The sequence below is a fragment of the Psychrobacter sp. 1176_08 genome, from assembly GCF_052850615.1.
The window spans coordinates 20,560-34,328 of the sequence record NZ_VXCU01000010.1 but is presented as its reverse complement, the minus strand read 5'-3'; the positions used below and the strand labels follow the sequence as shown (position 1 = coordinate 34,328).

General features: G+C 42.2%; 14 protein-coding genes. 6 read left to right on the top strand and 8 right to left on the bottom strand.

Translation table 11 applies throughout. The features are described 5' to 3' along the window. Positions 1–40 precede the first annotated feature (40 nt). The 6 genes from FW759_RS12540 to FW759_RS12515 all read right to left on the bottom strand — a co-directional run bounded on the left by FW759_RS12540 (position 41) and on the right by FW759_RS12515 (position 4,594). Positions 41–664 (bottom strand): F0F1 ATP synthase subunit delta, encoded by a 624-nt coding sequence (locus FW759_RS12540; protein WP_446443160.1) that lies wholly within the window; start codon positions 662–664, stop codon positions 41–43. Between the two features lie 13 nt (positions 665–677). Next, positions 678–1,148 (bottom strand): F0F1 ATP synthase subunit B, encoded by a 471-nt coding sequence (locus FW759_RS12535; protein ID WP_062845639.1) that lies wholly within the window; start codon positions 1,146–1,148, stop codon positions 678–680. 117 nt (positions 1,149–1,265) lie between these two features. Then, positions 1,266–1,514: a F0F1 ATP synthase subunit C gene (gene atpE / locus FW759_RS12530; protein WP_010197960.1), complete on the bottom strand. Its 249-nt coding sequence runs from the start codon at positions 1,512–1,514 to the stop codon at positions 1,266–1,268. Between the two features lie 33 nt (positions 1,515–1,547). Then, positions 1,548–2,414 (bottom strand): F0F1 ATP synthase subunit A, encoded by an 867-nt coding sequence (gene atpB / locus FW759_RS12525; RefSeq protein ID WP_062845640.1) that lies wholly within the window; start codon positions 2,412–2,414, stop codon positions 1,548–1,550. Positions 2,415–3,090: 676 nt separating this feature from the next. Continuing rightward, positions 3,091–3,492: an ATP synthase subunit I gene (locus FW759_RS12520; RefSeq protein WP_062845641.1), complete on the bottom strand. Its 402-nt coding sequence runs from the start codon at positions 3,490–3,492 to the stop codon at positions 3,091–3,093. 271 nt (positions 3,493–3,763) lie between these two features. Beyond that, entirely contained in the window at positions 3,764–4,594 is an 831-nt protein-coding gene (locus tag FW759_RS12515; protein ID WP_228139870.1) for a metal ABC transporter solute-binding protein, Zn/Mn family, read from the bottom strand. A gap of 265 nt (positions 4,595–4,859) precedes the next feature. Between FW759_RS12515 and FW759_RS12510 the strand changes: the two genes are divergently transcribed. The 6 genes from FW759_RS12510 (at position 4,860) to gluQRS (ending at position 10,424) form a co-directional block, all read left to right on the top strand. Further along, entirely contained in the window at positions 4,860–5,414 is a 555-nt protein-coding gene (locus FW759_RS12510; RefSeq protein ID WP_062845643.1) for a Fur family transcriptional regulator, read from the top strand. A 75-nt stretch (positions 5,415–5,489) separates the two neighbouring features. Beyond that, on the top strand, positions 5,490–6,293 hold the full coding sequence (locus tag FW759_RS12505) for a metal ABC transporter ATP-binding protein (protein ID WP_446443159.1): 804 nt from the start codon (positions 5,490–5,492) through the stop codon (positions 6,291–6,293). 84 nt (positions 6,294–6,377) lie between these two features. Continuing rightward, positions 6,378–7,196, top strand: a complete 819-nt coding sequence (locus FW759_RS12500; protein ID WP_062845644.1) for a metal ABC transporter permease — start codon at positions 6,378–6,380, stop codon at positions 7,194–7,196. Between the two features lie 243 nt (positions 7,197–7,439). Then, positions 7,440–8,276, top strand: a complete 837-nt coding sequence (locus tag FW759_RS12495; RefSeq protein WP_446443158.1) for a metallophosphoesterase — start codon at positions 7,440–7,442, stop codon at positions 8,274–8,276. Between the two features lie 491 nt (positions 8,277–8,767). Continuing rightward, positions 8,768–9,205, top strand: a complete 438-nt coding sequence (gene dksA, locus FW759_RS12490) for an RNA polymerase-binding protein DksA (protein WP_446443157.1) — start codon at positions 8,768–8,770, stop codon at positions 9,203–9,205. Positions 9,206–9,485: 280 nt separating this feature from the next. Beyond that, positions 9,486–10,424: a tRNA glutamyl-Q(34) synthetase GluQRS gene (gene gluQRS, locus FW759_RS12485; protein ID WP_446443156.1), complete on the top strand. Its 939-nt coding sequence runs from the start codon at positions 9,486–9,488 to the stop codon at positions 10,422–10,424. Between the two features lie 195 nt (positions 10,425–10,619). On the opposite strand, the gene ftsW is transcribed toward gluQRS, so the two are convergent. Both ftsW and murD read right to left on the bottom strand, forming a co-directional pair. Next, positions 10,620–11,816 (bottom strand): putative lipid II flippase FtsW, encoded by a 1,197-nt coding sequence (gene ftsW / locus FW759_RS12480; RefSeq protein ID WP_167541803.1) that lies wholly within the window; start codon positions 11,814–11,816, stop codon positions 10,620–10,622. Positions 11,817–12,098: 282 nt separating this feature from the next. Further along, the gene (murD, locus tag FW759_RS12475; protein ID WP_446443155.1) at positions 12,099–13,523 is read right to left on the bottom strand and encodes a UDP-N-acetylmuramoyl-L-alanine--D-glutamate ligase; all 1,425 of its coding nucleotides are present in this window, start codon (positions 13,521–13,523) and stop codon (positions 12,099–12,101) included. Between the last annotated feature and the right edge of the window lie 246 nt (positions 13,524–13,769).

The window sequence follows — 13,769 nt, the reverse complement described above, 5'->3', positions numbered from 1 at the left end:
TAATTACGTAGTTGTTATATGACTACGTTAATAAATGGTATTAGGCAGTTAGCTGTGTTTTTAACTGTTGTAACTTGCCGCGCATCGAAGCATCAATGACTTTGTCACCGACCTTGATGGTGGCGCCTGCCAATAGACTCGGATCGACCGCCTCGTGAATCACCACACTAGCATTTAGCGATGCGGCAAGACGCGTTTGAAGCGTTTCACGCTGGGCGTCGGTCAATGGATAGGCAGAGGTCACATATGCGTCAAGCTGCTTTAAGCTTATTGCCTTGTGGCGGCGATAATGCTCATAAACTTCAGGAAGCAGCGCCAGACGCTCTTGTTCTGATAACTGTTTAACGAAGTTACTAAGTGCTACTGATACATTTGGATAGCTGGCATTACTGTCAGGGCGAACCCCTCGAGTCTCACCTAACAATTGCTTAAAAGCAGAGTCATTAGGACTAGCTATTTGTGTATCATAAAGATCGATCAAAGCAGCTGACTTATGCTCAGCAGAAACAGCTGGATTGTCTAGCCAAGTGCTAAAAGACTTGTCATTGACAACGGTACTGGCAATAAATAAGAAATCTTCCCACTCATTTACTACCCCGTTTTCGTTGGCATAGTCAAACGCGGCTTTAGCGTACGGTCGTGCTAATGTTGATAAGTCAGCCATTATATCCTCACAATTACAGCTTCGCCGCCAGTTGGTCTAACATGCTGGCATGTTTTTGCACATCGACTTTGTCTTGCAAAATCTTTTCTGCACCAAGTACTGCTAGTTCAGCGACTTGGGCACGCAATGACTCACGCGCTTGATTGATTTCTTGGTCGATAGACGCTTGAGCTTGTTGACGAATACGCTCGCTTTCCGCTTGGGCTTGCGCTTTGGCATCTTCAACAAGCTGATTTGCACTCTTGTTCGCTTGCTCGATTAAAGCAGCAGCTTTGGTTTTTGCAAGATCAAGTTCGTTCTGGACCTCTTGCTCCGCGGTTGCCAAATCTGCTTTCGCTTTTTCTGCGGCATTCAGGCCTTCAGTGATTTTACGCTGACGTTCATTAATGGCACCGATAAGTGGTGGCCACACGAATTTCATGCAAAAAATCACAAATATTGCAAAAGCAATGGCTTGACCGACGAGGGTAAAATTGATATTCACGTGATCACCTCTTTGTTAATGAAAAATCAGTTTCATTGATCATGTTTGGCAGTCAAATTTTGACTATATCTAATAGAAAGCACTTGAGTACCAAACATTTACAACTGAGCTTTCGGATTAACCTGCTAGAGGGTTAGCGAACAACAATAGCATAGCAATACCAACACCGATCATCGGAATAGCATCAAGAAGACCTGCTACGATGAACATACGAGTTTGCAATTGTGAGCCAAGCTCTGGCTGACGCGCAACACCTTCCAAGAATTTGCCACCTAGAATAGCAAAACCAATACCTGTGCCAAGTGCGCCAAGACCGATAAGTAGCGCTACTGCGATAACTGTGTAACCACCTAATACTGGATCCATTGATGTATCCTCATTTACCTATTGAATGTCTAATTAATGTTCAGTTGATGATGCAAGCGACATGTAAACTATCGTCAGCATCATAAATACGAACGCTTGAAGTGTAATAACTAAGATGTGGAAGATAGCCCACGGTACCGATAACGCCCATTGAATCCAAAACGGCATTAGAGCAATCAGTATGAAAATCAACTCACCAGCGTACATGTTACCGAATAGACGTAAGCCAAGTGACACTGGCTTAGCGATCAAAGTAACGGCTTCTAAGATGAAGTTGATAGGGATCAAAATTGCTTGTACGATTGGGTTTTTGGCACTAAATGGATGTAGTGTTAATTCACCAATAAAGCCGCCCAAACCTTTTTCTTTAATGCTATAAAAGATAATCAGCGCAAAGACAGAGAATGACATGCCAAGCGTGATGTTGGGATCAGTCGTTGGAACGATCTTAAAGAAAACATGATGTGGATCGTGGCCCATAGCAGCGCCAATTTGACCCGCAATACCTGGAATAAAGTCAACAGGTATTAAGTCCATCAAGTTCATCAAGAAGATCCAAACAAAAATGGTTAACGCCAATGGCGCAATCAATTTTGAAGTACCACTATACGAATCACGAACATTGCTATCAACAAACTCGACGATCATCTCAACCGCTGCTTGAGTTTTGCCTGGCACGCCTGAAGTGACTTTTTTTGCAACCATCCAAAAAATGGTACAAAATAAAACGCCCAGACCAATTGACCATAGCATAGAATCAAGATGGATAGCTTTAAAGCCCATTAGCCCTGCTTCTTCAGCAGTATAGGCAACTTTCCAGCCCTCGCCCGGCAGATAGCCGTACGTCCAATTCGTTAAGTGGTGAGAGATATATTCTGATGATGTTTGTTCGGATGCCATAATGTAAGCTTCTTATTAATCAACGATTTAATCAACTACCAAAAATATGGTTGTCATTTGATGAGGTTTGATATATTTATTTATCATACTAATTAGCAAATAAATAAATTATATTAAAGCGCTCATATAACCAATAACATCCAACCCATAGTTCTATTACTAATGCAAAATGTAATAACTTGAAATAAATTTTGGTTATCAAAAAAGGGCTTATGATAATTCAGTAATAGCCCTTGCATGTATACGCAAAATTATTATATGTGTGCTTGCTTAATACCGTGTTTTCACAGCTGGCGCTTAGTGCAGCGCTTATAAGCAGAATATTGAGCCGCTTATATTAATGCAGCGTTGTATTCGTGTAAAGTCAATTATGATTTTTTTGTCCGTTGTATGAATAAGTTAGCCACTAGTAACGTTTACTAATATAGCTTTGTAAGGATAATTAAATTGTAAATATTTAATTATCTTGAACAGAACCTTCTGTCTATTCCATTACTCATTCATTGCATGTTGCGTTTGTTTCAAACGCTCATACAGCGGTTCAAAAATCATCGGTACTGTTTGCAAACAGCTTTTATGCTTTGACTTGATAAAACTAGTCATAGAGAAGCTGGACGGCAGGGTGACTTGCTGAGTGCTATTAATCAATTATCTGCATAGCGATTATTTATTAACACTAGCGTATATGCCACAACATCCAACTGTGACTAATTTGCATTACCATAAAACCGATAAACAGCGCAGGCGCTGATAGGGGTTGTACGGTAATAAAAATTAGTGCGAAACCAAACACGGTCAATAACCATTTGGCCATCTGACCTCGGTAAAGCTGGCTAACAATATGTTGGCGCGCGCGATAACCGGTATACCAAAAAATAAAAAAAGCGAATACTGCTTGAGTGACAAAACTAAGTAGCGCACCAATCGCGGTACTTTTCGCTATGGTCAACTGACTACTGTTAAGCCAAACCGTATCTAGTGCCCAAACAATCAGGATAAGAATAAATAATATCCATGCTTGGCGTTTGATATAGATGCCGATTTTATCTTTTTGTGTGCGTTTAGCAGGCTTGGTCATGAGTATTCCTATAGCATTATAGCAGCAGGATAATGTCGTATACCTATGCGTACGATATTTTTATCCTTAAACAGCTTACGCTATATCATTACTTTTTAACCAAAATAAAACGCTACTTATTATAAGGAGCCTAACTCCTTTAAGCAAGCATAATATTAAATTTGTCAATTATTTAACATCAAACCATGACCAAAACCAAGTCTTATCTACATTTGATTGACTTGATTTGTGCGTATACTAACACTTATTTGGTCAATGGTTGCATTTAATCTTATTTACCATCGATACAGTGATTGATTTGCTGCGCCATATTTGTCCAACCTTCTACAAATTCTTGGCTGTCACTCATGTCTTCAATTTGTACGGTAGTGCTGACTGGCTGTAGCTTAGCAAGTAGGCCTTTTGCTGCTGTGCTCTGATTGACCAAACACATCTGTTTAGTAGGACGATGTTCGTTCAACCAACGCAATTGACTGGCTTTTGGAGACAAGTGATGATCTGGGCTTAAACTGCCAGCCAGCTTTACTTGTGCTGCTTTTTCGATGTATTGATACGCATCATGATATGCCCAATAAGGACGAGCTTTTTGTCTGGTCTTTTGGATTTGAGCGACGGCTGCATCCATACGCTGAGCAAATTTTTCGGTATTGGCTTGGTAAGTTTCTTTATATTCTGGATTGGCGTTGCTATGAATAACTGCCAATGCGCGGGTGATGGCTTTAGCGTTTTCTGGATCAAGCCAGATATGCGGGTCAAGAGTACCTGCAATCGGTGCACCTGTGATATCACGAAGCGGATGACGATTAAAGGCCTTAAAATCGAATAGTGCAATGGCATTGGGTGCGGTCTTTAAACTTCCTGTAAGACTATTTTCTAAAGCGTCACCAAACCAAACCACATACTTGCTGTCTTTGATGGCTTTTTTATCACTCGGACTAATACTACCATGATGCCCGACATCACCAGCTTGTAGGATTTGATTGGCAGCGGGTGTGCCTTCAGTGACCGCTTGACTGAGCAGAGACATTGGATGGTTGCTGACGCTGACCGTTGCAGCTTGTGCCTGTAGAGCCAAAGAGCCAAGTAGCACAGCACCAGTCATCAACAATCTCTTTGATAAGACGTTTGAACATAGGGGAAGTTTGGAAACTGAGATCATAGTAAATTCTTAGATAGTTGAATAATAGAAGGATGAATCAATATCTTGGTATAACTTGGATGATTGAAAATAGAGGTATGTCGAGATAATTTAAGACAACTCCTCTGTTTTTCACTTTATTATGTTATACTATAACAATAAAAAATACTATGATAAAACAAAAAACACTATAATAAAATGAGCCATTTTATTTTTAGGAGCATGCAGTATGTCCAACAGTTTATCTATGTGCGAACATTTGCATGATGTACAAGACTTTACGCCGCAGGATGTAACTGAACGTTTGGCGGCAGCCAAAGAGCAATGTACCTCAACTGGCGCACGCTTTACTGCTTTGCGTCAACAAATATATCAGTTGGTATTAGAGGCCAACAAACCTATTGGTGCCTACGATTTAATCACCCAGTTGCAGCAAATGCGATCGTTGGAATCTGATATCTCAGATGAGACGCCAAAAGGATCATCAAAACAACAAGCCCCGAAGAACGTTGCACCGCCGACCGTTTATCGCAGTTTGGAGTTTTTATTAGGTGAAGGCTTGATTCATCAATTGACTTCTATCAATGCTTATGTACCTTGTTGTCATCCAAGAGCGCAACATACGGCAGCATTTTTGATTTGTGAGCAGTGCCAACGTGTACAAGAATGTAGTAGTTTGCCCGTACAAGAGATGATGGGTTTTGCTGAACAAGACATTGGTTTTGTTGTCGCACGTAGTGTGATTGAGCTGAGTGGTTTATGTCAGACATGCCAGTCAAGATAAGTCGTATTATTACTGATACTTCTTATTTCTATTCTTTTTATTTCTATTCTTTTTTAATTAAGTCGCTGTGACCTTATGAAAACTTCTGCCTTCTCTTCGAATAAACAATCAGTCTCTCCCACTGATACTCACGCTATCGATGATAAAACGCAGCTATTGAGTTTGCAAAACGTGAGTTACTACATCGGGCAACAGCGGTTACTCTCAGATATTGATATCGATATTGCTGTCAATGAAACAGTGAGTCTTGTCGGTCCTAATGGCGCTGGTAAGTCAACATTGGTGAAGCTGATTTTAGGGTTGATTGATCCAACCAAAGGTGGCATTAAAGCACATCAACCCTTGCAGCTTGGCTATGTGCCGCAGCGCTTTACTGTACCGCCCATACTACCGTTACGAGTAAGCGATTTATTGGAGCAAGCAAACAAAACAAGGTTAACGCCTGAGCAGCGCCAGTTCATCTTTGATAATTTGTCATTGACGCATTTATTATCGCGACAAATGCTACATTTATCTGGTGGGGAGACACAGCGCGTATTGCTGGCTCGAGCATTACTAGACAAGCCCAATTTATTGGTTTTGGATGAACCTATGCAAGGATTGGATCCTGACACTGAGGTTTGGCTTTATCAGTTCATCGATCAATTACCAGATTTCTTGCGTTGTGCCATGCTGGTAGTATCCCATGACTTACATTGGGTCATGAGAGGCAGTCGCCGAGTGATTTGTCTGAATAAGCATATTTGTTGTGAGGGGCAACCAAGCGAGCTTGCGATTAGCACAGAATTTCAAAAGCTTTTTGGTCATTACTACGAGCAGCCCTATGTACATCAACCTCACGCTTGTACACATCGCGCGCCAAGTGAGCTTGAGCTCTAATTATTACCATCAAACCCACCTAAGCTGAATGCATAATATTTGCATTCGGCGTTATGTTTTATAAAAATTTTACGGATATATATTATGACTGCTTGGTTAGCCATCATTGCCCCTGCTTGGATCGCTGGCAGTATTTTAGCGCTATTATCAGCACCCTTAGGCTGTTTGGTATTGTGGCGACGTATGGCATTTTTTGCGGATGCATTGGCACATGGCACCTTACTCGGCGTTGCCTTGGCAGTATGGTGGCAGTTACCAATGGGTATTGGTATTGGCTTGGTCAGTCTTGTGGTGGTATTTGGCTTAGTACTGATTGATGATGAGCGCCTGCCATCTGATGCCGTATTGGCAGTTGTGGCGGTATCTTTACTATGTTTGGGTCTATTAACCTTGACTCAGTTGACCGACCATCAGGCCAATGTGCTGGGATTCTTATTTGGTAATCTGCTTGAGCTAGATTGGGCCGATTTGCCGTTGATTGCTGGCAGCGTAGCCGTTGGATTGGGCTTGCTTATTTATATATGGCCGGCGCAAATCAAACTTGCCACCCATGAAGCGTTAGCCCGTATTCAGGGCATCAATCCAACCCGTCAGCGACTATTTTTTATGGGTGTGCTGGCAGGATTCTGCGCGATTGCCTTACAAGCGGTGGGTAGTTTATTAATCAGTGGCTTGTTGGTCTTGCCAGCACTCACAGCGCGCCTATGGTCAAAATCACCGAAACATATGGTAATCATAGCATTGCTTATTGCTCAGCTTGGTGTCACATTAGGCGTTTGGGGTAGCATCTGGCTCGATATACAGACTGGACTCTCTATCGTATTAATCCTAGCCATTTTATTCTTTGTGGCGCTAATCGTCTCAAAACTGATCGCTAAGAAGTTTTGGTCTGCTCGTCATTAATCGCTATATAGGGCCAAGCATTATTGTTTTGCTCTACTTTCTAATTCAACTTTATTTTATCAATAATGCTAGAGCTTTCATGGGCTTTATGTTATAAATTTTTCTTAGCATTATTGACAACCACGTTAGACTTTCGTTGAAGATGCTCATTGATGCGACGCATAACGGCAGTAAACGATAGAAGGCGCTTACTTATTTATTTTAACAACATTCATTGTTTTGACTCGATAAGGGGCTCATCCAATGCCAACCTATCCGGCTCATAAAATCAGCACAGTAGATAAACAGGTAAACATACTACAGATCACAGATTTGCACTTATCAACGCCTCTGACGTCTATAACGGATGGCGATGATAAAGCAGCTGTTTGTCAAGATTGCTTTGAGACCGTTCTACACCAAGCATTAAGTACAGAAATTCGTTGTGATTTGATTCTTGTGACTGGCGACTTGGTCAATCAAGTTAAGACCACGATTTATGATCATATTTTTGAGACACTACACGCAACTGGCATCCCGTTTGCTTGTATTGCTGGCAACCATGATGTCACCGATGAAGCAGGTTCAGATTTACCGTTTTTACAGCGTCAATTGATTCCTCAGCCAACCGATGCCCGTTTACTGAGTCGACATGTCATTGATACAGATTATTGGCAGTTGTTGTTATTGGATTCGTCTATCACAGGTAAAGTGGCAGGTGAAGTGACGCCTGCGGATATTGATTGGTTGTGTAAAAGACTAGAGAGCTGCGATAAACCTGCTTTAATTGCTCTACACCACCATGTAATACCAGTAGATTCTGCTTGGATTGATGGTCATATGACAGAAAACGCCGAAGACTTTTGGCAACATATGGCAGCATATGAACATTTAAAAGTCATTATCAGCGGTCATACTCACCAAGATCAGATTCGTCATCGTCAAGGGGTGACGGTCTACAGCACGCCCTCTACTTGTTACCAGTTTAAGCCTTTTGAAAACGATTTTGCTTATGATAAAAGCACTCAGCCTGGTTATCGCTGGTTGCAATTAGCCAACAATGGAAAGGTTGCAAGCTGGGTTGAAAGACTGGATACTTGATGCCCAGATTTATTGACAACCTAATGAGTCTAGGCCTTATGCGCTATGGTTTTAGCCCATATATTTTGGTTGAATGTGGAAGGCTTCACGAGGTAAAGAGGTTGGTAATATGAAAAATCACTTCATTATTTTTAGAAACAATGATACAACTTATAAAATAAAACGAGGACTACCTGATATTGGATATTGGGCAGAATTATAATAGCTAGGATGGCTTGACCGACCACAAGCTAAGTTTTCACAGTCAACAATTTGTAGCATTGTATAGACGATGCTATTTAAATAAAAAAATATACAACAATATACCTGACTAGCCATGTGTCAATGTCAGCACATCAAGATACCGTACTATTAGATCAGCTGTGTTACTTGTGTCACCAAGTGGTAAAACGTTTAGTAAAGGGACAAATCTTAGCGTTGGTAAATTGATAGCGTCTTGTCTTTTGATACGTCGTTTTATTGAATTAATTTGAGAAAAGTAGGATACCTATATGAGCACCCTGACCACAAACCCGAGTGAAGTGAAATTTACTCCTTATATGCCTGCCGAAGGCGAAGAGTATATGTCTGATGCGCAGCTAGAGCACTTCAAGGCTATTTTATTAGACTGGAAGAACCAATTGATTGGTGAAGCGGATCGTACTAAAACCTATATCCAAGACGAATCAAGTGCCATGCCAGATATCAATGACCGTGCCACTCAAGAAGAAGAGTTTGCATTGGCTTTACGTACGCGTGACCGTGAACGTAAGCTTATCCGCAAAATCGACAAATCTATGGCAGAAATTGAAAATGACGACTATGGATTTTGTGAGACTTGTGGGGTAGAGATTGGTCTACGCCGTCTTGAAGCTCGTCCGACAGCCACCCAATGTATTGATTGTAAGACACTGTCTGAGATCAAAGAACGTCAAAATCAGGGCGCTTAAAAGATTTTCTCACATAATACGATACGTTAAGTAAAAACACGAGCGACCATGCTATTGGTCGCTCGTTGCGTTTCATACTGTGCAATTTTGACTAGCAATCATAAGTAATTGTCTTTTCTGCGCTAGAGTAAAGACAGCTGATACGCATGATGATCACCATGAACTAAATCTAACTAAAATAGACCTAGTTTATGCATATCTTTTTGCAACTATCTTTATTATTCTAGACATATATCTTTTTTATCACTTCTCTTTTATTTTACAAGCCATTCAAATTCTTATGCCAACGTCAATCACACCCCCGCCTATTGGCCGTTTTGCTCCTTCACCAACTGGTGAATTACATCTGGGCTCATTAACGACCGCTCTTGCCAGCTTTTGCCACATAAAATCATTGGGTGGTCGATGGCTATTACGCATTGAAGATACGGATACCGAGCGCTGCGACCAGCAGTTTACTGAACAAATCCTAATAGACCTAGAAGCGCTTGGGCTGTATTGGGATGGCGATGTTATTTACCAGTCCGAACGCATCGATATTTATAATGATTACTTATCCTCTGCTCTGCGTCCTTTAACTTACGGTTGTGAGTGCTCACGTAAGAATTTGGAGCAGTATTGGGAAAAGGAAGAGCAGGCAAACGCTCTGAATGAAACCCATCAATTACAGCCAAATAGAACGCATTATCCACGCTGCTGTGTCTCTAAAGAGCTAGATAGGCAGCAGCATAAGCTACGTATACAGTTACCAAATTATTGGATTGGCTTTAACGACGGAATTCAAGGCATACAATGGGACAATCCTCAGCAGACACTGGGGGACATGGTGGCTCGTCGCCAAGATGGTATGATTAATTATATATTGGCAGCGAGTATCGACGATGGTTTGCAGCAAATCACTCATATCATGCGAGGCTTGGATATCTTGCCAATGACAACAGCACAAGTCAGTATCATGCAGGCCGCTCAGCTGCCAGCCGTCGACCATTGGTATCATTTACCACTAATCTGCAACCCAGACGGGCAAAAACTCTCTAAACAAAATCTTGCTCAGCCCATCGACACACGTGATCCTAGTGGTTTAATTGCTAAAGCGCTCCAGCTATTACAGCAGCCTGTCGTTGACAAAGACACACCCGCCAATATGCTCAAACAGGCGATTGCTCAGTGGAATAATACGCCTCTACAAGGCAAACAACAGCTCAGCGCTATTGAGTAATAAGCACAAAAAAGCGCCGCCATTAGCGACGCTTTAACAAACTCAAAATTCACTTATTAAGACCATTATTACTATGAATGCTACTATAAGACTGAGATGAATTTTTCGAAGCCTCTGACGTGCCAAACACGCAGCAAGCGAGTAAAATTCATACCAGTCTTACCTCGCTATTGGCGTAGCGCTTTCAATTTTCATTTAGTAATAACGGCACTGACTCTTTTCAATCTCAGGACTCTCTTTGTAGATTTTCAATAGTAATGCAACCATCACCAAGCTAATCAGCATAGAAGAACCACCGTAACTGAAGAATGGCATGGTCAAGCCCTTGGTTGGGAGCGCACCCATATTCATACCAGCGTTAATGATTGTCTGCGCGATAAACACCACACCAATCCCAAACGCGGTATAGCTCATACGCATCTGTCGACGTTTTAGCGCGTTATAACTAATACGCATCGCACTACCAATAATTAGTGCCTCGAGTATCAATACCATAGCGACACCAACAAACCCCAGTTCTTCACCCGTAATGGCCAACAAGAAATCGGTATGCGCCTCTGGTAGATGCGAGAGTTTTTGTATGCTCTCACCATAACCCACCCCGGCAAACTCTCCGCGACCAAAAGCAATCAAACTGCGTGCTAACTGATAATCGGTATCTTGCACATCGTCAAAAGGATCGACAAACGACAGCACACGCACCAATCGATACTGTGCCGTTGTCACCATCAGAACAGCACCACCAATGGCGGCTGCACCCAATGCTAAAAAATGCTTATAAGGGGCACCAGCGATATAAAAAATCGCAAAGATAGTACCTAAAATCACAACGAAGGAACCAAAATCTGGTTGTGACAACAACAAGATAGTTATCAGCGCAACCACCAACATAATCCGCAAAAAGCCATCCAATCCATTACGTACTTCAAATGAGCGGCGCACCACAAAGTCTGACACAAAGACTATCATGACCAATTTGGCCAACTCTGCCACCTGAAAATTGAAAACGCCCAAATTTAGCCAGCGTTTAGAACCATTAATTGGCGCACTAAACAAGGTGGCTACTAATAATAAGCCAGTGATACCCAATAACATAAACTGAGTTTCAGTCTTATATAAGGTTCGTAAGGACACGCCATAATAAGGGATAGCCGCAATTATCAGACCGATGGCCATATATAGAAGCTGGTTATCAAAAAAGTAAAGCTCTGTCATACCGCGACTGAGCGCAAAAGGAATGGATGCAGAAGCCACCATCAATAAACTCAGTACCATCATACAGCCGACGCTTGAGATTAAGATGGCACGGGCTGACGGTATAGATAGCACACCATCTGTACCTGAGGCTGGTTTTGGCTGAGATGAGGAACGAAACAAGGAAGAGAGCGCCATAATTTTATATACACTAACGAACGAAAAAACACGGCGTCTATTAAACGCCACCGTTTGAAAAATAAGAAGTAAATCGAATCAGATGCCGACAGTACGGCCCAATCCTGATAGAGGAATAATGTCGTACTCAACATCTATTCCCCGTTCAATACAGCCTTAATATGGAACATATCGTTGAGCGAACCATAGAGGCTACTACCCAATAGGCTAATCATGGTTGACAGTAGCAGTAATCTATAGCCAAAACAATCATTTATGCAGAAAATGCAAGCATCTACTTAATCAGACTACCTGATTGGCCATACTCAACTGATTAACGAGTTGAATGAAGTGTTCACCACGGGCAGCATAACCGCTATATTGATCAAAGCTGGCACAAGCTGGTGACAATAACACAGCCTGCACTTGTGATAAGCTACTTTTAGTCACTTGCGGTACAGTGGCAAAAGCATTCTCCATCGTCTGACACTGATAGAGTGCGACATCCTCGCTTAGCTTAGCTGATCGAAGATGCTGCTCGATCATTTTGGCATCTTCTCCAATCATCAGTACATGACTGACATATTGATTGATAAAAGACGTCAACTCACCAAATTGTTGACCTTTACCCTGCCCGCCTAAAATCAATAATAGCTTACCATCTTTTGGCGCATAGACTTCGCCGAGTCCTTGAATAGCGGCTATGGTCGAGCCAATGTTAGTACCTTTTGAATCATTAAAATAGTCAATATCGGCAACTTTGGCGACGTACTGACAGCGATGATCAAGTCCTGAAAACTGTTGCAAAGTCTGTAGCATGCTATCAAGTGGCAAACTGGCAAGCTCACCTAACGCCAATGCAGCTTGGGCATTGAGCAAATTATGACGACCTTTAATCAACAGTTTGTCTGCCGACAGTAGCCTTTCTGTACCGCGCGCAAGATAAGTTTGACCTTCAGAATCAATGATAAGACCATACTGCCCCTTATCAGGAGCCTGAATACTGGTGCTCACTCTAGGTAGGTTATCGGCAACCAGCGGGCGAGTGAGTGCGTCTTCTCGATTGATGACCACAGATTTGGCACCTTGAAAGATGCGATGTTTTGCTTGATGATAGCCAAGCATATCGCCATGGCGATCCAAATGATCAGGCGACATATTCAGTACCGTCGCCACCTGCGCTCCCAAATTGGTCACCGTTTCTAGCTGAAAGCTGGACAATTCAAGCACGGCCAGTTCCATATCGTCATTGGCAAGTAGGGTCAATGCTGGTACGCCTATGTTACCTCCGACACCAACATTCACCCCAGCATCCGCTGCCATTTTTCCAACCAATGTCGTCACTGTACTTTTGGCGTTAGAGCCTGTTATCGCTACTATTGGTACAGTGCAAGCTTCACAGAATAGCTGAATATCACTGACGACAGGAATGTTGGCTTGCCGTGCAGCCGCCACAGCACTGGTATCAAGAGAGATACCAGGACTAATAATAATACGCGCCGCTTGTTGTAATAGCTCTGCGTCGATGCCACCAAACTGGCGAATGCTAATCTCAGGAGGTAACTGATTGGCTAACTTGGGTGCAGCTTGCGCATCTGTGACAGCTACCTGATAGCCTTGATTGGCCAAATAGCGCGCGACCGATAGCCCCGACTGTCCCAAACCGACCACGACTTGTAGACCACTGCCTTTATGAAGTAAAACGTCTGCTGCAGTACTGGTGGTCATATCTATTCCTTCTATTAAATGCGCGAAATGGCATCAAACAAACCTAGGGTGGCAATAAGCAAAACGATACCATTGAGATGAGAAGCATCATAACGGTATCGCTTAGATTTCGGTACTGCTTTTTTATGACTTTATGCTATGATGCGCCTGTTTTTATATACAGAAGCTAATGTTATAATAGTCATTCTGATTTATATATGACTGGGTATTAATCCACCCGTTTTAGTTTATCATGTTGTCACTGTT